The following is a 21,857-nucleotide window of genomic DNA, read 5'->3' on the forward strand; positions in this document are numbered from 1 at the left end:
GTTCGGACCAGTCATGTCGTGCATCAGTGTACGGCAAGTGGAGGAGGCTGTCTGGATCTTATTGCCATGATGGAGGATATATGGCCTACAAACCACCCTTAATGGATTTGCATATCGCAACCACACGCCGGGGATTCTACTCCGGCTTTACCCGCAGTGTCGCTATTCCATCGAAAATTCTGGTGAGCGCCCTTATCGTCTGGGCGATAACCGTCCCAGAGAATGCTGCTTCTGTACTGAACGCGCTCAATGGCGCAATGCTGAGCAGTTTCGCCAGTTGGTACATTTGGGTGGTCGCGCTCTTTTTACTGCTTTGCATCGGTTTGGCGCTTGTGCCCTCAACCGGCCGCCTGGTGCTCGGACTGCCTGATGACAAGCCTGAATTCTCGCGGTTTTCGTGGTTCTCAATGATGTTTGGCGCGGGAATTGGCATTGGCATGCTGACCTTCGCCACCGCTGAGCCAATGTACCACTTCGCAAACAATCCCAATGTCATTACGGGCGAGACGACTGGTTCGGCAAGCAGCAATGTGACGTCGGCCTACGTCTGGTCTTTCCTGCATTGGGGTTTTTCGGCTTGGGCCTGCTATGCGCTGGTTGGGCTGTCGTTGGCCTATTTCTCCTATCGCCGCGGCTTGCCGCTTACAGTCCGTTCCGGCCTCACGCCCCTTTTCGGAAAGCACCTGTCAGGCATTGGCGGGCACGTCGTCGATATTGTCGCTGTGGTTGCCACGATCCTCGGCGTAGCCCAGACCTTGGGCTTTGGCGTTGAGCAGTTTGTCGCGGGGCTTAGCCGTATCGGATTTGGCGATTGGATAATATCTGAGAATGGCAAACCGTCGGCCATGGGGATCGTGGTAGCACTGATTGTTATCCTCGGGGCCTCCACGCTCTCGGCCCTTTCAGGGGTCGGGAAGGGGATCAAGTGGCTGTCTAACTTAAATATGGGGCTGAGCTTTTTCCTATTGGCATTCTTTATTCTCTTCGGGTCCACCTTCTTTGGTCTCGGATCATTGGTATCTGGGCTTTCTGCTTATCTGGTAGAGCTGCCCAGAATGCTGTTCACCGTTTGGCATGCGGATGGAACTGAGACGGGTGACGCGTTGGCCGCATGGCAGGGGGGGTGGTCTGTTTTCTATTGGGCATGGTGGATCGCCTTCGCCCCCTTCGTCGGTGTGTTCTTAGCGCGTATTTCACGGGGGCGGAGCATTCGTGAGTACGTTTTGGGGGCAATCGTTATCCCTTCGTTGATGTGTTTCGTTTGGTTCACAATTGTCGGCGGCACAGCGATCGATCTTACCCTAAATGCCACAGCAGGAGATGCGATTTCAGGTGCTGGTCAGGAAAGCCAACTCTTCGTAATGCTCGACCTCATCCTGGCAGATGGATTGGCATGGGGGATGGCCGCGATTGTTGTGGTTTTGTTGCTGACCTATTTAGTTACAACAGCAGACTCGGCGATCTTGATCGTGAACACGATCAACGCGGCGGGGGAGGAAAACCCAAAGGGTCGTGCCCACATCGTCTTTTGGGGCGTGGCGCTCAGCCTTGTCGTAGGCGGCTTGCTGCTGGTTGGAGGGCTCAATGCCATCAAGACAGCGATGGTGATCGGGGCGTTGCCCTTCAGCTTTGTTATGTTCTTGATGTGCATCGCGCTGATTAAGGCGGTCATTCGTGACGCCATTCGCGACAAGAACGGTATTCAAAGTTTCTACGTCGCAGAATAGTGGTTTTGCGGGGGTGCATGCTCTGCGCCCCCGCTTATTGTACTTAGGTTCGAGAAAGATGCGATCGGAGCACTGCTCGATAGCAACATCAGGTTTGCGTCGGGAACCGCCGCTGTAAATCCGCAACCTGTTCAGCTGTGAGAGGCCGCGTTTCCATCGCTTGGAGTGCAAGAAACAGTTTTGCGGTCTCCTCCAACTCCTCGGTCGCATAGACCGCGTCGGACAGCGATTTCGCCGATACAACCGGCCCATGGTTCGCCAACAGAACCGCATGGTGGTTCGAGGCCATTTCGCCGACTGCCTTTGCCAATTCCATATCCCCCGGAGCGAAATAGGGCACGAGGGGGAGTTTGCCGACACGCATAACGTAGTAAGCCGTTAAAGGCGGGAGGACATCTTTGTGGTTAATGCATTTCAGGCAGCTTACGGCGACGGAATGGGTGGAGTGCAGATGCACGATGGCCGACGCGCCGGACCGTTTGGCATACATCGCCATATGTAAGAATGCTTCTTTGGTGGGGGCATCACCTGAAATGTGGCGGCCTTCGGGGTCCAGCAATGACAGGCGCGCTGGATCGAGGTCTCCCATGGAGGAACCGGTTGGGGTCATCAACCAACCGTCGTCGACCCGCACGCTGATGTTCCCAGAGGAACCGAAACTGAGCCCCCGGTTATAAAGCGACGCTGCACGGCGCACGATGTCTTCTCGGATTTTCGCATCACTCATGGTAGCACCTTTAGGGCATCTTCGAAAAAGCTGGGTTGACCAAAGTTTCCAGACTTCAGCGCCAATGTTAAGGGGCGGTCCAATGCTTGGGTCCACGGCACGCCTGGCGCGATCTCGGGGCCAATTTCGAGCGTTCTGATTTGAAGGGCCGAGACAACCGCGCCGGAAGTTTCTCCTCCTGCGACCACCACCCGATGAAAGCCCGCCTCGGTAAGGCGCAAAGCAAGGGCGCTTAGGGTGTCTTCCATCATTTGCCCAGAGGCGGCCACGCCGTAGCGTTTCTGGATGCCTGCGACTTCTTCTGGCTCTGCCGACCCGTAGATGATCACTGGACTATCGCTAGGCTGAGCTTTTGCCCATTCTGCCAATTCAGTCACCATATCCTCACCCGCTGCGACCCTATCGATATCCACCTTTGCGTGAGGCCACATTGCCTTGGCCTGTGCGAGCTGTGCGCGCGTGGCGGCCGAGCAACTGCCCGCCAAAATCAGCGCACGGCCGTTGGTGGCCGAGAAATTGAAGTCTTGCCTAAGGGTCATTTTGCCGCGCACCCGGAAATTGTCCGGCAAGCCGAGCGCGATACCTGAGCCGCCGGTGATCAGCTTGTGATCTGCCGCAGCTTGGCCGATGGTCCTCAGTTCGGCATCGTCTAGCGCGTCGATAACGGCGTATGAATGGCCTCCGGCTATCAGCGCTTCCATTCTTGCGCGGATTGCTGGCACACCTCGTTGAACGATTGGTGCGGGAATGAGTCCTACCTTGCCGGTGGATTGCGCCTCCATCAGACGCATAAGATTTGAATCGCGCATTGGCGTTAGCGGGTGATCCTTCATCGAGCTTTCCGCCAAGGGCAACTCTCCGACGAAGAGCACGCCGTTGTAGATCGTGCGGCCATTCTTAGGAAAAGCAGGGCAGATCAGTGTGAGTTCGCAACTCAGAGCTTCGCGCAGCGCATCAGCGACTGGCCCGATGTTTCCTTTCGGTGTTGAATCGAATGTTGAGCAGTATTTGAATAGGATTTGTTCAGCGCCTTCTGACTGGAGCCACTTCAACGCGGCCAAGGACTCGGCAATTGCATCCTCTACCGGCGCCGTTCGTGATTTCAGCGCCACAACAACCGCATCCGTATCGCCATAGGTCGCTTCAGGGCTGGGGACTCCGATGACCTGAACGACCCGCATCCCTTCACCGACCAACGTATTGGCAAGATCTGTGGCGCCGGTGAAATCATCGGCGATAGCGCCAAGAACGATGGGCATTTCAGTATCCTTTCAGATCGATATCGCGTTCGAGAGCCGCGATAAGTAGATTTGCGGTTGCACGGTTGGTTGCGACAATTGCCTGATACAGCGCTGAGACGCGCAGCAGGGCTTTGACGTCCACATCGTGGGGTACCGCTGAAAGCGGATCGAAGAAAAAGACCAAGGCATCAATTCGGCCTTCTGCGATCATCGCGCCAAGCTGTTGGTCGCCCCCAAGCGGTCCGCTTAGCAGCCGGGTGACCTTGAGCTTCGTTTCCAGAGCGATACGTTTGCCCGTCGTTCCGGTGGCATAGAGTGTTTGCTGCGCCAATACCGCCTTATGGCGGGTAGACCACGCAATTAAAGCGTCCTTGCAGCAATCATGAGCAACCAGCGCGATCCGCATCGGTTACCCCTTAAGGCCGGCCACGACTTCGCGTGTTGTTGCGATGGTACCCATATCACCGCCAAATTCCATCGGGCGCAGCGCATTGGCGGAAAAGCCCTTATCGACGGAAGCTTCGATCAAAGCGGCCGCGTCGGTATACCGACTGTCCCCAGAGCGTTCGCCAAGGTAGTCCAGCATCAGTGCTCCGCTCAGGATTGCGGCAAGGGGGTTCGCCTTGTCCTGTCCCATGATATCAGGGGCGCTGCCATGGGCGGGCTGAAAAAGACCGTTTTCATCTCCAATTTCGGCACAGGCAGCCATGCCCATGCCGCCGACCAGACCACCGCCCAGATCAGACAGGATATCGCCGAACATGTTCTCCATTACCATGACATCGAAATCCCAAGGACGCCGCACCAGATCAAGCGCTTGGGCGTCGACGTAGTTATAATTTGCCTCGATGTCGGGGTAGTTCGGTCTGATCTCGTCAAAGATCTTGCGGAAGAAAGCCATCGACGTGAAAACATTGGCCTTATCGACACAAGTCACGCGACCGGGCTTGCCGCGCTCTTTGCGTTTCTGGGCCAGTTTGAACGCGAAGTTGTGAAGCTTTTCTGTAGTTGCGCGGGTGATGCGCAGGGTGTCGCGCACCTCTGTATCGCCGATCACTTCGCTGCGTTTATGGGCCGCGGCGGAATAGAACAGCCCTTCGGTGGACTCGCGCAGGATCACCATATCGATCTGCGCCGCACGAGGATCGGCTAGCCGTTGGGGCGCGTTGGGGTAGGCCTTGATGGGGCGAATGCCAGCGTAAAGGCCAAAGCGGTCGCGCAGGCGCAGGTGAGGTGAGATTTCTGTGCCATCATCATGGCGGATCGAGGGCAGGCCGATCGCGCCTAGGAAGATGGCATCTGCCTCGCCTGCGCGTTCTTCGCCACCGGGCTCGATGTCATGGCCGGTTTCAGCATAGTAGCCCGCGCCTGCGTTGATCTCGTCATAGGAAAGGGCAGGGGCGCGGCTTATTTCGCAGGCTGCATTGACGACTTCGATGGTCGCATCTGCGACATCAATACCGATCCCATCCCCACGGATAAGGGCGATTTTCAAACCAGAAGCCATGTCATTTTCCTTGGACTTAAAATTTCACTTTGGTCGAAGGCAGCCCACACGAACCTGCGTGCACCTCTGACGAACGCCACAGCTGAGGGACAAACCATGCACTTTCGTTGTGCCGCTCTGGTTCGACAAAACACGCTGTAATGCTCCCACTCAGTCTGCAATTCGCACGGCATCACTTCGCCACGTATTTATCTGCGTATGCGTTGATGCATTGATAGTCAATGGGTTTCGGGTTATCTTCTCGTGGCGCTGAACGAGAGGGAGCGGTTGGAATGAATTCGAGCAAGGTCAAGTCGGCAGAGGCCGAGAAACCGGTCTCGCAGGCTGCTCGTGTTGCGGCCATTCTTCAGGGGATGATCACGAAAAACGAGCTGCCGCCCGGCTCCAATTACCTAGAAGCCGAACTTGGGGAGATGTTGAGCGTTTCGCGCACCCCGATCCGCGAAGCTGCGGTAATTTTGGCCTCCCGTGGTTTGGTCGAAATCCGGCCTCGGCATGGTATCCGCGTTCTGCCTCTGACCATCGCTGACATGGTAGAAATCTATGACATCTTGATTGAGCTTGAGCCGTTGGCCGCCTTTAAGGCCGCTGAGATGGCTTATCCAGAAAAGGACCTGCGTGGGTTGGATGAGAGCCTAACGCAAATGGAAAGCGCTCTGCTGCAAGAAGACCGCAAAGAATGGGCGGCGGCGGATGATCGTTTCCATCAGGGGTTGGTGTCCCTGTCGGGGAGTCGACGTCTGGAGGAGGTGATTGCGATGTACAGCACGCAGGTGCATCGCGTGCGGTTGCTGACCCTCTATATGCGCCCGCTGCCCCACGCCTCGAACGAAAACCACCGCGCGCTTTATGATGCGATCCGCAACGCGGAGCCTGAGCGTGCCCGCGACCTGCACCATGAGCATCGGGTGAAGGCGAAAGCATTGTTGATCTCATTGCTAGAACAGAACAACCTGTCGCGGTTTTGAGCAAAGCGATACGCTGGGCAGGCGTATCGCCTGAGATGCGGCAAGCCTAGACCTCCAATTTGCGGCCTTCGTCGGCAGAGCGATAGATTGCATGCTCAATCTCGATCACACGCAGATAATCGCGGGCCTCATTTTCTAGTGCGGTGCCGTTCAGCAGCGCCGATACAACATGTTCTTGCAGGGCTTTTGTGCAATCCCCGCCGAATCCCTCATGCTGGTCGGGGGGCGAAATTTCTTCAGCCTCTAGCGCGCCGAAAGGGCGGACCCAGATTGATCCGTCACCATAGAGCGTAAGCGCCCCTTCGGTTCCTTCAATCAACGCCTCGCCCATGGTGCGGCGGGTGTTATCGGCAGCGTGATCCAGACTGCGGTTGGCGTCAAAGAGGGCTCTTACCCCACCGGGATGGTCAAAAGTAACGTAACCCGCATCCTCGCCCGCAATTACCGGGTTCACACGGCGCAGATCAGCGTAGACATGGCTTGGTTCACCAAAGAGATACCGGAAAGTATCGACCCAATGAACGCCTGTCTCATGGATCAAAAAGCACTCCATCTTTTGGAAATACGGCTGGCGGGCAAGATAGGCGTCTGCGCCCTGGCCATCACCCGGGCGTAACCGAAAGCTGGCCTGTAGCGTGGTGCCGATCCGGCCTGCCTGAAGAGCAGTCTTGATCTTGCGGTACCACGGCTGGAAGCGGAAGTTCTCATGCACGACAAGTGGCACGCCTGCATCTTCCGCCAGTTGGGTGATTTCGCGGGCTTCTTGCAATGATGTGCAGAAGGGCTTTTGGCAAATGATCGCTTGCGGGCTTCGGGCGAGCGCCTTGCGAATGGCTTCTGCGTGCCCCACGGGGGGGAGGATGATGTCGACGATATCGGGGTTTGTTGCCAAAAGGGCGTCGATATTGTTAAAGGCTGGGACGCCAAAGGCTTTTGCTTTTTCGGGCGAACGATCTGCGACCCCAACAAGGGTCACGCCCTCCATGCGTTGCCATCCGCTGATGTGGAACTGGCTGAAATAGCCAGCCCCCAGACAAGCGATCCGTAAAGTCATGTCATTCTTCCCTTTTTTTTCTCAGCGCGGCCTTTGGGTGTTGCTTAACCCATTGCGTCGGTTACGCCCAATCTTGTTAGCACCGCAGATTTCAGGTGCGTCTCGCGACCAAGTCCGGGCTGGGCAAAAGTGTAAAAACGCCCCTTTAGTCTGACGTGTGAGTTGACAACACATTTGTTAATGCATACGCAGATAAATGCAATAGGCACCGTATCCATTGGGAGGATGAGATGAAAACCAAATTTGCACTGGTCGCGCTTGCCGCGACGCTAAGCACCGGGCTGACCGCTTCGGCGCAGGCGCAAGAATACCCATTCCGCGATATTACCGACGTTGTCGTTTGGGGCGCGGGTGGCGGCACCGACAGCATCAACCGGATGATCATGGCCGAGATGGAGAAACATCTGCCGGTTTCGATCAACGTGACCAACCAGACAGGTGGCGTGGCTGGATCCAACGGTATGGTCTTTGTCCAGAACCAACCCGACGACGGCTATACACTTGCGGGCATCTCTGAATCCAATGTGACAGCTGCCGTTCAGGGCGGCTGGGATCAGAAGTTTGATTTTTGGTATCCCTTCATCATCGGTGGCTCGCCCGATCTGATCTCGGTCCCCGCAGACAGCCCTTATAGCACGCTACAAGAGCTTATGGATGCCGCGATGGCAGAGCCGGGTTCTATTCCCGCCGCCGCTTCGGGCGCAGGGTCGATCCACCACTTGAACCTGCTGGCCATCGAAAAAGGCGCGGAAGTATCGTTCAAGTTCATCCCCTATGAAGGCTCCGCTGCGGGCCAAGAAGCCGCGATGGCGGGTGAAGTGGAACTGGTCGTGACTTCCTTGGCCGAGCAGGCGCCCTTGATTGAAGGTGGCAAGCTGCGTCCGCTGGCAATGCTGACACCCGAAGAAGGCAAGCTGGGCGAGACCACAATCCCATCCGCATTTGACATGTATGACGGGCTAGAAGCCTATCTTCCGCTCAAGCAATCTATCGGGTTTGGCGTTGCGAACTCTGCATCCGACGACGTGAAGACCACGCTGACCGACGCATTCGATAAGGCGATGGCGTCAGATACAGTGGCTGAGTGGGCAGCGGCGAACTACTACGATATCGGTGGCCAGTCCGGCGATGAAGCGCAGGCAATTTTCTCTAAGCTGGAAAGTACCTTTGCCTATACGCTGAAAGAACTCGGTTCGACCACTGTCGACCCGGAAAGCCTTGGCATTGAAAAGCCTTAACAATCACTGAAAACAAGATGGATCGGGGCGCGCATCTGCGCCCCGTTTCGCCGATTGAGGGGGAGCAAGATGGGTATCGAAAAGCTGCAGGCAGAACTGGACAAAGATCTAGAGATGCTGCGTGCACGCGATTTCTGGGGCGCTCTTGCGCTGATCTGCTGTGCGGTTTTCTTTCTCTGGCGCACAAGTTTCATTCCCTTTCTGGGAGAGAACCGCGCCGGGGTGAGCGGGGCAGAGTGGTATAACTCCGCTGCCATCGTTCCTTTTGGCATCTGGTTTGCAATGCTCCTACTGGGATTGGTGTTGCTACGCATCGCGATCAAGGCGGGGGGTGCAAAACGGGCATTTTCCGCCGTGGGCCTTGGCTGGGACCGCCAAGAGGCCATCCGCATCGGTTCAATCGCGGTGATCATGGGCATGTTCATTTTTGCTCTCGTTCCGCGTGTGGATTTCATCCTTGCCAGTGGTCTTGTGATTACTGCGCTGATTTACGGATTTCACGCGGGTCGGGTCGAGCGGATGCTGCAGTCGGCAGTTTCCGTGATTTTGCCCGGGATTTACGCACTCTTCATGCACTTTCCGCAGGCAGAGTGGAACAAACCTCATGATGACGATTGGCTGGTGATGGCCGCATGGGTGCTGCTGACCCTCTGGATGTTTGCACATGATCGCAGCCGTATCGCGCGGGCGACACCTTGGGTTGCGGTGCTGACCCCGCTGATACTTGTGACCGCCATGGCCTTTGGATTTCGGCAAAACGTGCCAAACCGGGGCGGGCTGCTGTTTTCACAGATTGAGTATCACTACTACGTCACCCTTCGGCCGCTTTGGAGAGACTGATGGAATTTTTCCTGTCGCAACTGCAAGGGTTCGGAGGGGCTTTTTCTGCCCTCGTCACGGATCCAATTACCTATCCCTATATTATCATCTCGGTTTTCTTGGGCATTGTCTTTGGCGCATTGCCGGGACTGACGGCGACCTTGGCAGTTACGATCCTCACAGGCTTTTTCGGGAATAAGATTCCGCTCGATTATGCGCTGATTGCCCTGTTGGGCGCCTATGTCGGCGCAATCTACGGCGGGTCTTACCCTTCGATCCTGCTTAATATTCCTGGCACGGCAGCCAGCGCGGCCACGGCGATGGATGGCCATCCACTTGCTAAACAGGGGCGCGGGGCCGAGGCCCTGGGCCTGACCACCACGGGAAGCTTCGTCGGCACGCTCATCGGGACGGCTGCTCTATTGGTCTTTGTTTGGGCGCTTTTGCTGATCTCTCAATCCATCGCCAGTCCTGAAAAGGCCTTGCTTGCGCTCTTCGGGATCTTGCTGTCCGGGACGCTCATGTCCGAAGACCTTGTCGTTAAGGGCTGGATCGCGGGGCTTGCGGGTTTGGCGATGGCGATGGTTGGGCTTGACCCGCTGTTGAGCGAGCCGCGCTACACCTTTGGCTGGTCGTATCTGATGTCTGGCTTTCAGGTCGTACCGGTGCTTATGGGGGCCTTCGCAATCCCTCAAATCATCGAGGGCCTCCGCCAAGTTGATCCGGGCAAAGTCATCGCGCTTAAGGGGCGTATCTTGCCCAACCTTGCAGCCGTGCGGCGGCATATGCCCACGATTGCACGTTCCGGCGTAATTGGCACCGGGGTGGGCGCTTTGCCTGGCGTGGGCGAGGATGTGGCCGGTTGGGTCAGCTACGGCGTTGGCAAGTCGGCCAGTCATGATGGCAAGAACTTTGGTAAAGGATCAATCGAAGGGCTGCTGTCGTCTGAGACGGCGAACAACGCCTGCATCGGGGGGGCGCTGATCCCCTTGCTGGTCTTGGGTATTCCAGGTTCGCCTCCTGCAGCGGCGCTGATGGGTGCGTTCAAGCTCAACAATATCATTCCTGGTCCGACGATTGACCCTTCGATCATCCTCCGGGTCTGCGCGATCATGGTGCTGGCGTCGCTTACCATGTTCATCATGGGCTTGTTCACAGCGCGCGTATTCATCCAAATCCTGCGCCTGCCGCAGACCGTCTTCCTGCCTGTCGTACTTATCTTGACCACCATTGGTAGTTTCAGCGTGGGAGGCGGGATCAATGATCTCTATCTCATGCTCGGGGTAGGCGCGCTGGCCTACTTTATGAACCTGATGCGATATCCGATTGCGCCGCTGGTCATCGGCGTCATCCTGGGCGGGCTATTTGATGAAACCTTCCGCCGCTCTTTGCTCTTGAGCGATGGCGACCTGTCTGGCTTTTTCACGCGCCCAACCGCGGCGGTTCTGCTGGCGCTGAACGTGGCGCTGATTGCCGGGCAGATGCCCGTGGTCCGCCGGGCATTCGCAAAACTGAGGAAAAGATAATGTTTGCTATCTGCGTCACCTTTCGCATCAAAACCGATCAGATGGAGGCATTCATGCCCCTGATGCTCGAAAATGCTGCGGAATCCAAAAACCTTGAAGCAGGTTGCCATCGTTTTGATGTGCTTACAGATGCCGATAAGCCTGGGCAGGTGTTTCTCTATGAACTCTATACAGACAGCGCAGCTTTTGATGCCCATTGCGACAGTGCCCATTTCAAAGCGTTTAGTGCAGCCACGGCTGATATGGTGGCAGGTAAAGATATCACAAGCTGGAGCACTGTAGCATCATGAGCGAATGGGAGGTCCACGCGGTCAAATACGCAGATCGCAACGCGCGTGTAAGAGGCGATAGTTTCGTTTTTGATGACCGCCACGATGTGGCTCACCCGATGGACTATTTCATCTGGGTCTTGCGCCAAGGAGCGCGGGTGATCCTTGTAGATACGGGCTATGACGCGGCTGAGGCTGACGCGCGTGGCCGGCCGATCCGGCTTGATCCGCGCAGCGCCTTGGCCCCCTTGGGCATCGCTCCTGAAGCGGTCGAGACCGTTATCGTCACCCATCTTCATTATGACCACGCTGGCGGGCTGCATCTTTTCCCCAACGCGAAATTGCATATTCAAGCGGCTGAGATGGCCTACGCGACGGGGCCGTGTATGTGTCATGACACGCTACGGATGCCCTTTTCGGCAGGTCATATTTGCGAGACGGTGAAGCGGCTCTATTCCGGCAAGGTGATTTTCCATGACGGTGATGCCGAGGTCGCGGAGGGAGTAACGGTCCACCGCATCGGCGGGCATAGCCGAGGGCTGCAAGCGGTACGGGTGCTCACATCGGCGGGCTGGCTCGTACTCGCCTCTGATGCAGCACATTTTTATGAGAACTTCCAAAGCCGCAAGCCCTTTCCCATCGTGGTCGATATGCAGGACATGCTGGAAGGGTTCACAACGATTGAGCGGCTCGCCAGTCAGCCCGAGCTGATCGTTCCGGGACATGACCCATTGGTTATGTCGTCCTTCCCGCGTGACAAGGCTGATCACATTGTGCGGCTGGATCGCGGGCCGAACCTGCCGACGGTTTGACTAAGGAAGCCTAGCCTCCTGCCAACGAAAGTATGCTAATGAGCCGCATTCAAACCAAGAATGGAACCCCTATCTCACGCTTGGGATTTGGCGCCATGCAATTTGGTCGCACGGCGGATGCCCGCAGCGCGCAAGAGATGTTCGAGGCCTGCGTCGCGGCGGGGATCAATCACTTTGATACGGCTTATAGCTACAACGGTGGCGCGTCTGAGCATATGTTGGGGCAGATCTTAGGGGCGAGGGGGGATAATCTGATCATCGGGACCAAAGCACCGAATGACCGGCCCGCCACTGCGGACAACCTGCGCGCCGCCTTAGACGAAAGCCGCAAACGGTTGGGGATTGACGCGGTAGACATCTACTACTTGCACCGCTTCGACGCAGAGACGCCTTTTGAAGAGACATTTGGCACCCTGGCCGAGATGCAGTCGCAAGGCGCGATCCGCTACATCGGCGTGTCAAATTTTGCGGCTTGGCAGATCATGAAGGCGCAAGCGGTGTGTACGGTTATCGACACCCAGATTGATGCCTGCCAGCCGATGTATAACCTTGTGAAGCGGCAGGTAGAGGTAGAGATTCTCCCGGCCTGTGCGGACCAAAATATTTCTGTCTGTCCTTTCTCGCCCTTGGGGGGCGGCTTGCTTACTGGGAAATACACCAGCGGCGCCGAGGGTCGTTTGCAGGAGGACAAGGTCTATGCCACCCGCTATGGGCAGCCATGGATGCATGAGACCGCCCGTGATCTGGCAGCGCTTTCGCAGTGTATGGGGATTGCGCCAACAACGCTCGCCGTGGCTTGGGTGGCTCGGAATTCGGCGGTAACCTCAACACTCATTTCGGGCCGGAATGTGGAACAGCTGCAACCGTCGCTCAATGCGATGACTCTTGACCTGTCAGAGGGCATTTACGAGGAGATTGCGCAGCTTAGCCCCAAACCAACGCCCGCGACAGACCGGTCTGAGGAAACCTTACCGTGATCAGACGGTAAAGCTGAAGCGCCTTCACCGCGCGCGTAAATGTGAAATCTCGAAACGACCCTTTGATTGACATCATTCTGCGTTGCGGCAATGGTCCGGGACGGTCAGTTCGGATGGACAGCAACGTGACAAAAATCAAGAAGCGCACCTTCGGTGTCGTTGGTTTAGGCAATTTCGGAAGCTCTGTTGCGAAGGAATTGCAACGTTTCGGCAACCACGTCATTGGCATCGATATATCTGAAGCGCGTGTCGCTAACCTCGCAGATACGCTGTCTCAAGCCATGATTGTGGACGCCCGTGACGATGCAGCATTGCGTGATGCCGGGTTTGCTGACTGTGATACAGCCGTGGTGGCCATGGGGTCGGACTTAGAGGCCAGCATCCTATCGGCGATGAATCTCAAACTTGTGGGCGTTCAGGTCGTTTGGGCCAAGGCAACCACCAGAACCCACCACAGGATCCTGAAGAAGCTGGGCGTGGACAGAATCGTGCACCCCGAGGTCGAAATCGGCCAGCATATCGCGCAGATCCTGCACAATCCGCTTTTGCGGGACTATGTCAGCCTCGGCAACGGTTACCACGTGGTTAACTTTCGCATCCCCGAGAGCTTAGAGGGCAGGCGGCTAACCGAGTTGCCACATGGGAAAACCTATAATCTGCGCTGTATCGGTGTCATGCGGGGGAGCGAGTTCATCGGGCAGGATGGGGACGAATGCCAGTTGCAGCGCGATGATCTGCTCTTGTTGTTGGGCCAGCGCAAAGACCTGCACAGCTTTGCGGCCAGCCTCTGATAATGCACCTGTCGTTTCGGTCCCTTCTACGGCGGAAAAAGACCCTGCGAATGCCGCCGCCCGCGCTTTTGTCGTTCTACTATTTGGCCTTTATCGTTCTGGGGGCCATCCTGCTGTGGCTGCCGATTTCGCATCACGGTGACATCGGCCTGGGCGAGGCGCTTTTCACCTCGACCTCTGCGGTGACGGTCACCGGGCTGGTGCTTGCCGATACCGGGGCGGCCTTTACGGGATTTGGTCAAGCGGTCATCGCGGGTCTGATTCAGCTTGGTGGCCTTGGCCTGATGACGTTTGCGGTGCTGTTACTGGGCGCGCTTGGTATCCCTATTGGCATGCCGCAGCGGTTGATCCTGCGCGAGGATCTGAACCAAACATCACTGTCGAACCTGTCTTATATTGCCCGTATGATCCTAATTATCGCGGTTGCTTGCGAGGCGGTGGGGGCCGCGCTCTTGGCCCTGGTCTTTGTGCCTGAATTCGGCTGGGCCGGGCTGTGGGAGGCGATCTTTCACTCGATTTCAGCCTTTAACAATGCCGGGTTTGCCCTGCATCCCGACAGCCTGTCGAAATGGGTGGGGAACCCGATCATCAATCTGGTGATCCCTGCGCTTTTCATCCTTGGCGGGCTCGGGTTTATCGTTGTGGGCGATGTGTACCGCACGCGGGATTGGCGCAAACTGACCCTACATTCCAAGCTGATGCTGGTTGGCACGGCGCTGCTGATCACTTGGGGCAGTGTCATGTTTGGGCTGCTGGAATGGGGCAACCCTGAAACGCTCGGCCCCTTGAGTGTCATTGAGAAACTATGGGCAAGTTGGTTTCAAGGCACCACGCCGCGGACCGCCGGTTTCAACACTATCAACACCGGCGAGATGCATGACAGCACCTCTTTGCTGACAATGACGCTGATGCTGGTGGGGGGCGGCAGCACTTCGACGGCGGGCGGGATCAAGGTGACCACGCTCTTTGTCCTGCTGCTTGCCACGATCGCATTCTTTCGGCGTCAGACGACATTGCACGCCTTTGGTCGGTCCTTGGGGCTGGATGAGGTGATGAAAGTCTTGGCTCTCACCACGATCTCCATGCTGCTGGTCCTGACGGGGGTTTTCATCATGACAATCAACCACGACGGCCAGTTCACCGATATTGCCTTTGAGGTTACATCCGCTTTCGGAACGGTCGGCCTGTCGCGCGGTATTACGGCGGAGTTAGATGGCATCGGGCGCTTTATCCTCATGTTGATCATGTTCGTCGGGCGGGTCGGGCCCTTGGCAATCGGTTTTTTCCTCGCCACACGCAGCGTTCCTAAGGTGAAATATCCCTCAGGGCAGATTTATTTGGGGTGAGGGAAGGAAATTTGTCGGCCCGCCCCAGGCGACGCTTGGACCTTGCGGGACGATGCCGACGTTCGGTTCTGACCCGGTCTCGATCGATGCTCCAATGTGCTAGCGTGACTGTAGTTCTTACGTGTCGGCTCTGCCGAACATAGGTCGTTTGGTATCCATGCCTTAGTCCAACCCCTGCTGGTGGTCAGAGCTGATCTGCGTTCGTAGCGTTGTGAGATCAGTTCGAACAACAGCTCCGGACTGGTTCTACCCAGTGGCACAAAACTCAGTTCGTCGATGACCAGTAGTTTGACATTTTCGACCTCGGAACCGAGTTTTTCAGTTGGCCGTATTTCCAAGCCGAGATCGGAACTTGGACGTGGTTTTGCGACCTCTCCAGGCCTTGGCAGAAAGGCGCAGTCGAGAACACAAACCGCCGCCTTCGAAGGTGATTGCCCTGCAGGCGAGACCTCCAACAATGCACAGACCACGATATTGAGGTGATTTGGATCACCTCAATAACATGCCGCGCAAGTGCTTTGGATGGAAGACACCGGCCAAGGTCTTCCGCGAAAAGATTTTCTAGGAATGCGATGACACTCCTACCTTGATCCCAACAGGAGCCGCAGTTCAAGTATCGCTCACACTAGGGCAATCTGCCTATCTGCGTGAGCTCGACGGCAATCTGATCGAAGCCGATGTTTGCGAGTAAACGTCTGATAACCGAGCGAAGTGCGTCAGGCTAGATCTCTGGCGCAAGCTGGCCACATCGGACTAGAAGTTTGCGCGCCCGCGCGACGATCGGTGCGTCGACCATTCTGCCCGCCAGCGTGAATGGGCGCCCCTTATTGTCGCGATCTCCTTGCACGACGGCGCGAGCCTCAGCGATCTGGGCATCGGAAGGCCTGAAGATCGCGTCGATCGCCCCAAGTTGCTTCGGGTGAATGGCCACGACAGCGTCAAAACCCATACGCTTTCCGGCCTCAAGCTGGCGCTTATAGCTTTCCATGTCGGTAATCTCGGCGATTGAGCCGGGCGAACCGATGGCCATCAACCCGCCGCTGCGAGCGGCCGTGATCAGGGATTGGGCATGGGCGGTCATGACTTCAGGGGTCGACACAGCGCCCAATTCCAACGCCAGGTCCTCTGGGCCCAGCATCAGGGCAGCGTGGCGGTCCGGGCGGGTCTGAGCAATGCGCGGCATACTGAGCAGTCCCAGGCTAGACTCGATCTGCGATACGATTACCTGCGGCCCGCTTGGTGAAAGCGCGTCCAGGATTTCAGCCACGATGCGCACGTCGGATTCGCGTTCGACCTTGGGGACCATAATGGCGTCAGCCCCGGCTGCGACAGCGGCCTCGAGATCCGGGAAGAGAAGCATCCAAGGTTTGTTGATCCGCACCCAGATATGCCCGATGCCAGCTCGCAGCCGGGCGATGTCAGCAGCTAACCCTAACCGGGCGCGCTCCTTTTCCTGCGGCGGGATCGCATCTTCCAGATCAACAATCACGGCTGGAACCCTCTTGGCAGAGGCGCTGTCTAGCAGTTTGGTGTTGCCCGCCGGGACGAATAAAGCCGACGTCATAGGGCTTAGCCGCAGGGCTGCACGCATGTCACACCTCCTCCTCAAGGTCTGTCGGAAGGGCGAGGATACCATCTTGCACCAGCCCCGCGATTTCGTCGGCGCTACACCCGAAGTCTTTCAGAAGATCAGGGCCGTCTGCCCCGAGACTGGGCCCGATATGGGTGATCGCGCCGGGGGTACGGGACATGCGCGGCGATACGGCATGCATCGGGAAGTCTGTTGATCCGGGATCCGGGACCTCCTCGATCACTCCACGGCTGGTGATATAGGAATGTCCGTCAAGGTCTTTATAGGTAGCCACAATTCCGATCGTGACTTCAGCGGTCGAAAACAGGTCCATGATGTCGCTCCGGGTTCGGGTCCGGATAAAGTCGGCGACGATCTGGTCGCAATCATTCAGATTGCGGACCCGATCCGAATTGGTACGGAAGCGTGGGTCGTCGACCAGCTCGGGCCGCCCAATCGCCCGGAATACACGTTCAGCCATGGCTTGAGTGGAGGCAGAGAGAGCGACGAACCCCCCGTCCGACGTCTCATAGATGTTGCGGGGTGCCGAAAGTTCGGACAGCGATCCCATCCGGCCGGGTTCTCGCCCGCTAAGCCGCAAGTTTGCGATCTGCGGCCCGAGCGCCGCAAACATCGGTTCGAACAGGGAAAGGTCGACCACTTGACCGGTACCGTCACGATCTCGCGCGCGCAGGGCCATCAGCACCGCCGTCGCCCCAGACTGGCCCGCAATCATATCAGCGAGCGCAAGCGGAGGCAGGACCGGCGGTCGGTCTTCAAATCCGTTCATCGCCGCAAAACCCGACATGGCCTCGATCAGGCTGCCGAACCCAGGGCGGTCCCGCCAAATGCCGGTCTGGCCCCAGCCCGAAATCCGCACCACGACTAGGCCGGGATTGTTTTCCAGAAGCCTGTCCGGTGCAAGGCCCATCTTCTCAAGCGTACCGGGCCGGAAGTTTTCGACCAGCACGTCAGCCCCGTTGATCAGACGTTTTAGCACAACCATGCCATCGGGGTGCCGGAAGTCCAATGCAATGGATTTCTTGTTGCGGCAATAGGTCTTCCAGAAGGTCGAGACGCCTTCAACTTTCCAGTTTCTCAAATCATCCCCGCGACCGGGTTTCTCGACTTTGATCACCTCGGCGCCAAAATCGGCCAAGATATGGGTGACGATATTGCCGGACACAAGTCTGGATAGGTCGATCACTGTGATGCCGGCCAGCGGCGGCTGCGCGTTTGTTTGAGTCAAGTTGATCTCCTGTCGTTTTCGCCTTGATGTCACGAAACGTTCAATAAAGGCTTGATGCTTAGCATAAAGATTTCTTATGACTAACGTTGTGGATATCAAGAAACTCAGAACTTACGTCCTTGTTGCCGAGCTTGGATCGATCTCAGCTGCAGCCCGTGCGGCCAAACTGGCCCAACCTGCGGTTAGCCAACATCTGAAGGCACTTGAGGCCGAATTCGGCATGCGCCTCTTTGATCGGCGGCGACAGGGTGTCGTTCCGACCGAAGCAGGTCAGCGGCTGTGGGGGCATGCGACACAGATCCTGTCGCATTACGATCGCGCTCGCAGTGAAGTTCAGGAGCTGCAAGGCAGGGCGGTCGGTCCAGTGACGCTCGGCTTGCCCACCACGGTTGCGGCGACAGTCTCGGCTCCGTTATTGCGACGAATGGCTGTCAAACATCCCGAAGTACGCTTGCGGATCGTGGAATCAATGTCGGGGCATTTACGCGAATGGGTGGACAATGGTCGGGTTGACCTCGCGGTGTTGTTCGAGGCCCTAGACGCCCAACGCAGTGATGGTGAAATCCTCCTGCACGAGGGGCTTTCGCTGATCAGTTCGGCTTGTGATCCGCGCTTTGCGGACGTAGCTAGCCTGCCTGCGTCGGCGCTGTCGGGTTTGCCTCTGGTTCTACCCGGGCGGCCGCATTCACTGAGGGTGCTGATTGAACGCTTTGCCGCGCAAAACGATATCAGTCTCGATATTAGATTCGAACTGGATGCCACGATCGCAATGCGGCAGATGGTGGCTGAGGACCACGCCTATACCATACTGTCGCATCCTCCGGTTCATGCCGACGTCGTCATGGGAGCGCTGCGCTCTACCCCGATCGTCTCGCCACGGCTTGAGCGAAGACTGGTATTCTGCCGGTCTCCAGTACATCCCTTTTCAGAAGCGTTTCAGGCTGTACGGCGCGAGCTAGGGCAGGCGATCCAAGCCCTGCGTGAAACCCATGGCTGGGAGTCTTGGGTGATCAAATCCATCTAGGCATAAGAAATCCTTATGCCAGGTAGTCTTATTTGTCCTGTTTGCAAGGTATTCGTTCCGTGTTCCAGTACCGCTTAATGTTCAAGAGGGAGGACACCATGAACACGTTTAAAAGGATCAAGACTGGAATTCTTGCCAGTGGTCTGGCGCTGCTGGCACACAATGCAGTGGCCGATGAAATAAAGCTGGCACACGTTGGCAATCCAGGATCGCTTTACGATGTATCGGCGAACCATTTTGCTGAAGTCGTGAACGCTCGACTGCCCGAGGGCTGGAGCGTTGAGACTTACGGCGCAAGCCAGTTGGGCGATGATCAGGAGCTTCTGCAAAAGCTGCGCCTTGGTACCGTAGACTTGGCCTTGCCTAGTTCGGTGATGTCCTCGGTGGACGAACGCTTTGGTGTCTTCGAACTGCCTTATATCACCAAGAGTCGGGCGCATGTCGACGCACTCCGCGAAACGGTTCTGCCTGAAATCCTCGTGCCAGCTGCGAGCGACAAAGGTTACGAAGTGCTGTCCATGTGGGAGAGCGGATATCGCCATATGACTAACTCCAAGCGCCCGATTGCGTCGCCAGAAGACCTGGTAGGGATAAAAATTCGCATGTCGAAAAGCCCCTGGCGTGTCGCGGCTTTCGAATCCTACGGGGCCAACCCGACACCGATGGCGTTTTCCGAGGTTTTCGTTGCCTTGCAGACAGGCGTGGTGGACGGTCAAGAAAACCCGATCTCCATCATTTACGCGACCCGCTTCAACGAGGTGCAGAAATATCTGTCGCTTAGCGGCCACATTTATGCGCCGGTTTATTTGGTCGCGGGCAGTAGCTTGGGGAAGTTCCCGGAAGAGGTGCAGACGATCCTGCGCGAGGGCGCAGAGGAAACGTTGGCCTGGAATCTTGCCAAGTCCCAAGAGCTGGAAGCCGAGCAGCTGAAGCTGTTGCAGGACGCGGGGATGGAGGTCAACGAGGTTGATACCACTGGATTCGTCGAGGCGACACGCGCAGTTCAGAACGCATTCGCCGAGAATGTCGAGGGAGGCCGGGTGCTGATCGACGCGGTACGCGCTGCTGCCCCCTGAAGCAGTTCCGGAACATGCCAGCGCGGCGATACGGTCGCGCTGGTCGTATTTCAAGATTTGGGGGTCCCATGACATATCACGCCGTTACCGGCGGCGCACGGGCCATATCGGCCTTTGAACGCCGTTACGATCTTGTACTGAAATCCGTGTCGGGTTTGTTCACCTGCGCCATGCTAGTGGTCCTTCTACTCGGGGTCAGCAGCCGAAAGCTGGGTATTGGTCTTCAGTGGTATGACGAGGTTGCCACGATCCTGCTTGCTTGGCTGACCTACGTCGGGGCTGCTCTTGTCGCCCTGCACGGCAGCCATATCGGGATGGACAACTTGGTGGTCCGCGCTCGCGGGGCACTACGCACCGGGCTGATCGTCTTGCGGGCGGCCCTGATCTGCCTGTTTTTCATCGTCCTGGCCTGGCATGGCATCAGGGTGATGCAGGTGATGTCCGGGTTCAATTTGATCACGGTTCCCTGGATGCCCGTGGCCGTGGTGCAGGGGATCATTCCGCTTGGATCGGTGCTGTTCATCCTGTCCGAGACCCTTGCTACCCGCCGGCAGTTACTGGGGATGGGCCGCTACGAACCGAACGAAGGAACAATCGAATGACCGGTTTTCTGATGCTTGCGGTCATGATTGGGCTAACGCTCATCGGGCTGCCGATTGCGATTGCTCTGGCCCTGTCGGCCATGGGGACACTGTATGTCATGGGCGGCTGGTCCGACTTGAGCAGTACCGCAATGACCATGTATAGCGGTACCACCTCGTTTCCGCTGCTGGCGATCCCGATCTTCATCCTAGCTGGCGGGATCATGAACCAGACGAGCATCTCGCGCCGTCTGATCGATTTTGCCTCCTCGCTAGTCGGTTTTGTCCGCGGTGGGCTGGGTATGGTGAATGTCACGACCTCATTGTTCTTTGCCGAGATCAGCGGTTCGGCGGTGGCAGACGTGGCAGCGACAGGGTCTATCCTTGTGCCCGCAATGAAGCGCAAGGGTTATTCGGCAGCATTTGCCGCCGCCGTCACATCTTCATCGGCGTCGCTGGCGATCATCATCCCCCCATCGATCCCGATGATCCTTTACGCGGTCATGGCCAATACCTCGGTCGTGCAGATGTTCGTAGCGGGAGTCGTTCCGGGACTGCTGGGCGGGGGACTTATGATGTTGGTCTGCTACCTGCATGCGCGACGCAACAAGATGGGAACGGACGGCATCTTTGCCTGGGGCGAACTGGGTAGGGCCTTCCGCGAGGCCAGCTGGTCCCTTCTGTTGCCGGTCATCGTTTTGGGTGGCATCTTCGGCGGCATCGTAACGGCGACCGAAGGGGCGGCTATCGCGGTGCTGACGGCGCTGCTAGTCGCAGGAATTCTGTACCGCGAGTTGACACTTAGAGGTCTGGCCGCCGCGTTTATCGAGGCGGCCCAGCACACAGCGATCGTCATGCTGCTTGTTGCGGCCTCGGCTCTGGTTGGTACGGTATTAACCGAATTGCGCTATCCGCAACAATTGGCCTCAGCCATTCTCGAGATTACGCAAAATCCGATCCTGGTACTGGCGATGCTGAATGTTCTGCTGCTGATCCTGGGTCTGTTCCTGCATTCCTCTGCGGCCATTGTGCTCGTAGTGCCGATCGTGATGCCGATTGTGACGGCCGTGGGAATTGATCCGGTACACTTCGGTATCGTCGTGACGCTGAACATGGCAATCAGCCAGCAGACGCCGCCCGTTGCCAGCGTCCTCATCACGGCATGTTCTGTCGCGCGCGAGAATGTTTGGAACGTGGCGCGGGCGAACGTGCCCTTTGTGATCTTGCTGCTGGGACTGTTACTGCTCGTAACCTACGTGCCCTTCGTCAGCCTCGGCCTCGTAGAATACTTCTACCGCTGACGGTGCATCCCGGTCCAAGCCGAAATACCGACCCGGATCGGATCAATGCCCCAA

At 57.2% G+C, this 21,857-nt stretch carries 21 protein-coding genes and 1 pseudogene; 14 read left to right on the forward strand and 8 right to left on the reverse strand.

All coding sequences use genetic code 11. The annotated features are described in order from the left end of the window. The first annotated feature begins 80 nt into the window (after window positions 1–80). Window positions 81–1,727 (forward strand): BCCT family transporter, encoded by a 1,647-nt coding sequence (locus tag K3758_RS05165; protein ID WP_259948233.1) that lies wholly within the window; start codon window positions 81–83, stop codon window positions 1,725–1,727. Window positions 1,728–1,815: 88 nt separating this feature from the next. On the opposite strand, the gene otnC is transcribed toward K3758_RS05165, so the two are convergent. The 4 genes from otnC to K3758_RS05185 are packed head-to-tail and all read right to left on the reverse strand — an operon-like array spanning window position 1,816 to window position 5,202. Continuing rightward, a complete protein-coding gene (gene otnC, locus K3758_RS05170) occupies window positions 1,816–2,454 on the reverse strand; it encodes a 3-oxo-tetronate 4-phosphate decarboxylase (RefSeq protein WP_259948236.1) in 639 nt (212 codons plus the stop codon). Then, on the reverse strand, window positions 2,451–3,713 hold the full coding sequence (gene otnK / locus K3758_RS05175; protein WP_311201533.1) for a 3-oxo-tetronate kinase: 1,263 nt from the start codon (window positions 3,711–3,713) through the stop codon (window positions 2,451–2,453). The genes otnC and otnK overlap by 4 nt, the downstream gene beginning before the upstream one ends. Before the next feature lies 1 nt (window position 3,714). Further along, window positions 3,715–4,101, reverse strand: a complete 387-nt coding sequence (locus K3758_RS05180) for a methylglyoxal synthase (RefSeq protein WP_259948239.1) — start codon at window positions 4,099–4,101, stop codon at window positions 3,715–3,717. Window positions 4,102–4,104: 3 nt separating this feature from the next. Next, window positions 4,105–5,202 carry an isocitrate/isopropylmalate dehydrogenase family protein gene (locus K3758_RS05185; RefSeq protein ID WP_259948247.1) on the reverse strand — a complete coding sequence of 366 codons (1,098 nt, stop codon included), beginning with the start codon at window positions 5,200–5,202 and terminating at the stop codon, window positions 4,105–4,107. 272 nt (window positions 5,203–5,474) lie between these two features. On the opposite strand from K3758_RS05185, the gene K3758_RS05190 reads away from it, so the two are divergent. Next, complete coding sequence (locus tag K3758_RS05190) at window positions 5,475–6,170, forward strand: GntR family transcriptional regulator (protein WP_259948249.1); 696 nt, start codon at window positions 5,475–5,477, stop codon at window positions 6,168–6,170. Window positions 6,171–6,216: 46 nt separating this feature from the next. On the opposite strand, the gene K3758_RS05195 is transcribed toward K3758_RS05190, so the two are convergent. Next, window positions 6,217–7,224, reverse strand: a complete 1,008-nt coding sequence (locus K3758_RS05195) for a Gfo/Idh/MocA family protein (RefSeq protein WP_259948250.1) — start codon at window positions 7,222–7,224, stop codon at window positions 6,217–6,219. Between the two features lie 230 nt (window positions 7,225–7,454). On the opposite strand from K3758_RS05195, the gene K3758_RS05200 reads away from it, so the two are divergent. The 8 genes from K3758_RS05200 (at window position 7,455) to K3758_RS05235 (ending at window position 15,002) form a co-directional block, all read left to right on the forward strand. Continuing rightward, on the forward strand, window positions 7,455–8,462 hold the full coding sequence (locus K3758_RS05200; RefSeq protein WP_093926270.1) for a tripartite tricarboxylate transporter substrate binding protein: 1,008 nt from the start codon (window positions 7,455–7,457) through the stop codon (window positions 8,460–8,462). A gap of 69 nt (window positions 8,463–8,531) precedes the next feature. Further along, entirely contained in the window at window positions 8,532–9,302 is a 771-nt protein-coding gene (locus tag K3758_RS05205) for a hypothetical protein (protein WP_259948257.1), read from the forward strand. Further along, window positions 9,302–10,807, forward strand: a complete 1,506-nt coding sequence (locus K3758_RS05210) for a tripartite tricarboxylate transporter permease (protein ID WP_259948258.1) — start codon at window positions 9,302–9,304, stop codon at window positions 10,805–10,807. Before K3758_RS05205 ends, K3758_RS05210 begins: the two co-directional genes overlap by 1 nt. Continuing rightward, window positions 10,807–11,097, forward strand: a complete 291-nt coding sequence (locus K3758_RS05215; protein WP_259948259.1) for a putative quinol monooxygenase — start codon at window positions 10,807–10,809, stop codon at window positions 11,095–11,097. Before K3758_RS05210 ends, K3758_RS05215 begins: the two co-directional genes overlap by 1 nt. Next, complete coding sequence (locus K3758_RS05220; protein WP_259948262.1) at window positions 11,094–11,888, forward strand: N-acyl homoserine lactonase family protein; 795 nt, start codon at window positions 11,094–11,096, stop codon at window positions 11,886–11,888. The genes K3758_RS05215 and K3758_RS05220 overlap by 4 nt, the downstream gene beginning before the upstream one ends. Window positions 11,889–11,926: 38 nt before the next feature. Further along, the gene (locus K3758_RS05225) at window positions 11,927–12,865 is read left to right on the forward strand and encodes an aldo/keto reductase (protein ID WP_259948265.1); all 939 of its coding nucleotides are present in this window, start codon (window positions 11,927–11,929) and stop codon (window positions 12,863–12,865) included. A gap of 113 nt (window positions 12,866–12,978) precedes the next feature. Further along, entirely contained in the window at window positions 12,979–13,656 is a 678-nt protein-coding gene (locus K3758_RS05230; RefSeq protein WP_259948267.1) for a TrkA family potassium uptake protein, read from the forward strand. 50 nt (window positions 13,657–13,706) lie between these two features. Beyond that, window positions 13,707–15,002, forward strand: a complete 1,296-nt coding sequence (locus K3758_RS05235) for a TrkH family potassium uptake protein (protein WP_259948269.1) — start codon at window positions 13,707–13,709, stop codon at window positions 15,000–15,002. 175 nt (window positions 15,003–15,177) lie between these two features. Here the strand turns inward: K3758_RS05235 and K3758_RS05240 are convergent. The 3 genes and pseudogenes from K3758_RS05240 to K3758_RS05250 form a co-directional block, all read right to left on the reverse strand. Then, window positions 15,178–15,295: pseudogene (locus K3758_RS05240) on the reverse strand (ATP-binding protein); the annotation flags it as partial. A 428-nt stretch (window positions 15,296–15,723) separates the two neighbouring features. Further along, on the reverse strand, window positions 15,724–16,593 hold the full coding sequence (locus K3758_RS05245) for a CoA ester lyase (protein ID WP_259948272.1): 870 nt from the start codon (window positions 16,591–16,593) through the stop codon (window positions 15,724–15,726). A 1-nt stretch (window position 16,594) separates the two neighbouring features. After that, on the reverse strand, window positions 16,595–17,854 hold the full coding sequence (locus K3758_RS05250; protein ID WP_259948274.1) for a CaiB/BaiF CoA-transferase family protein: 1,260 nt from the start codon (window positions 17,852–17,854) through the stop codon (window positions 16,595–16,597). Between the two features lie 43 nt (window positions 17,855–17,897). On the opposite strand from K3758_RS05250, the gene K3758_RS05255 reads away from it, so the two are divergent. From K3758_RS05255 to K3758_RS05270, 4 genes are all read left to right on the forward strand, one after another. Continuing rightward, entirely contained in the window at window positions 17,898–18,845 is a 948-nt protein-coding gene (locus K3758_RS05255) for a LysR substrate-binding domain-containing protein (protein WP_259948277.1), read from the forward strand. Window positions 18,846–18,943: 98 nt separating this feature from the next. Further along, window positions 18,944–19,921, forward strand: coding sequence for a TRAP transporter substrate-binding protein (locus K3758_RS05260; RefSeq protein ID WP_259948278.1), 978 nt, complete (start codon window positions 18,944–18,946; stop codon window positions 19,919–19,921). A 68-nt stretch (window positions 19,922–19,989) separates the two neighbouring features. Continuing rightward, entirely contained in the window at window positions 19,990–20,523 is a 534-nt protein-coding gene (locus tag K3758_RS05265) for a TRAP transporter small permease (protein ID WP_259948279.1), read from the forward strand. Beyond that, entirely contained in the window at window positions 20,520–21,803 is a 1,284-nt protein-coding gene (locus K3758_RS05270; RefSeq protein ID WP_259948280.1) for a TRAP transporter large permease, read from the forward strand. Before K3758_RS05265 ends, K3758_RS05270 begins: the two co-directional genes overlap by 4 nt. Window positions 21,804–21,857: the final 54 nt, after the last annotated feature.

Origin of the sequence: Sulfitobacter sp. W002 (assembly GCF_025142135.1) — a bacterium.
Taxonomy (GTDB): domain Bacteria; phylum Pseudomonadota; class Alphaproteobacteria; order Rhodobacterales; family Rhodobacteraceae; genus Sulfitobacter; species Sulfitobacter profundi.

Bases quoted from the DNA above. Each gene is read 5' to 3' on its own strand.
- K3758_RS05165 (WP_259948233.1), top strand. From the start codon at position 81: ATGGCCTACAAACCACCCTTAATGGATTTGCATATCGCAACCACACGC.
- otnC (WP_259948236.1), bottom strand. From the start codon at position 2,454: ATGAGTGATGCGAAAATCCGAGAAGACATCGTGCGCCGTGCAGCGTCG.
- otnK (WP_311201533.1), bottom strand. From the start codon at position 3,713: ATGCCCATCGTTCTTGGCGCTATCGCCGATGATTTCACCGGCGCCACA.
- K3758_RS05180 (WP_259948239.1), bottom strand. From the start codon at position 4,101: ATGCGGATCGCGCTGGTTGCTCATGATTGCTGCAAGGACGCTTTAATT.
- K3758_RS05185 (WP_259948247.1), bottom strand. From the start codon at position 5,202: ATGGCTTCTGGTTTGAAAATCGCCCTTATCCGTGGGGATGGGATCGGT.
- K3758_RS05190 (WP_259948249.1), top strand. From the start codon at position 5,475: ATGAATTCGAGCAAGGTCAAGTCGGCAGAGGCCGAGAAACCGGTCTCG.
- K3758_RS05195 (WP_259948250.1), bottom strand. From the start codon at position 7,224: ATGACTTTACGGATCGCTTGTCTGGGGGCTGGCTATTTCAGCCAGTTC.
- K3758_RS05200 (WP_093926270.1), top strand. From the start codon at position 7,455: ATGAAAACCAAATTTGCACTGGTCGCGCTTGCCGCGACGCTAAGCACC.
- K3758_RS05205 (WP_259948257.1), top strand. From the start codon at position 8,532: ATGGGTATCGAAAAGCTGCAGGCAGAACTGGACAAAGATCTAGAGATG.
- K3758_RS05210 (WP_259948258.1), top strand. From the start codon at position 9,302: ATGGAATTTTTCCTGTCGCAACTGCAAGGGTTCGGAGGGGCTTTTTCT.
- K3758_RS05215 (WP_259948259.1), top strand. From the start codon at position 10,807: ATGTTTGCTATCTGCGTCACCTTTCGCATCAAAACCGATCAGATGGAG.
- K3758_RS05220 (WP_259948262.1), top strand. From the start codon at position 11,094: ATGAGCGAATGGGAGGTCCACGCGGTCAAATACGCAGATCGCAACGCG.
- K3758_RS05225 (WP_259948265.1), top strand. From the start codon at position 11,927: ATGAGCCGCATTCAAACCAAGAATGGAACCCCTATCTCACGCTTGGGA.
- K3758_RS05230 (WP_259948267.1), top strand. From the start codon at position 12,979: ATGGACAGCAACGTGACAAAAATCAAGAAGCGCACCTTCGGTGTCGTT.
- K3758_RS05235 (WP_259948269.1), top strand. From the start codon at position 13,707: ATGCCGCCGCCCGCGCTTTTGTCGTTCTACTATTTGGCCTTTATCGTT.
- K3758_RS05245 (WP_259948272.1), bottom strand. From the start codon at position 16,593: ATGCGTGCAGCCCTGCGGCTAAGCCCTATGACGTCGGCTTTATTCGTC.
- K3758_RS05255 (WP_259948277.1), top strand. From the start codon at position 17,898: ATGACTAACGTTGTGGATATCAAGAAACTCAGAACTTACGTCCTTGTT.
- K3758_RS05260 (WP_259948278.1), top strand. From the start codon at position 18,944: ATGAACACGTTTAAAAGGATCAAGACTGGAATTCTTGCCAGTGGTCTG.
- K3758_RS05265 (WP_259948279.1), top strand. From the start codon at position 19,990: ATGACATATCACGCCGTTACCGGCGGCGCACGGGCCATATCGGCCTTT.
- K3758_RS05270 (WP_259948280.1), top strand. From the start codon at position 20,520: ATGACCGGTTTTCTGATGCTTGCGGTCATGATTGGGCTAACGCTCATC.